1 pseudogene is annotated in these 248 nt (G+C 69.4%); it reads left to right on the top strand.

Annotation, left to right across the window (positions count from 1 at the left end):
* A pseudogene (locus tag ACQG3P_RS21275) lies at positions 1–248 on the top strand (PA4780 family RIO1-like protein kinase); the annotation flags it as partial.

The following is a 248-nucleotide window of genomic DNA, read 5'->3' as shown; positions in this document are numbered from 1 at the left end:
AAGTACAGCGCCCGCTCACGTGCGGCAACGAAGCGGCCGTGTACGTCGTACGCAGCGGCGCCGACGTGCGCTGCGCCAAGGTATACAAGGACATGGCCCAGCGCAGCTTCCAGCAGCGCGTGCAGTCCCAGGAAGGCCGCAAGGTGCGGGGCAGCCGCGAGGCGCGCGCGGTGGGCACGGCCAGCACGTACGGCCGCAAGCAGCAGGAAACCGCCTGGAAGAACACCGAGGTCGAGGCGCTGTACCAG

It is taken from the genome of Stenotrophomonas sp. SrG (genome assembly GCF_050031795.1).
GTDB lineage: Bacteria > Pseudomonadota > Gammaproteobacteria > Xanthomonadales > Xanthomonadaceae > Stenotrophomonas > Stenotrophomonas rhizophila_A.
The sequence above is the reverse complement of the archived record's forward strand: the minus strand, read 5'-3'. Positions and strand labels throughout refer to the sequence as shown.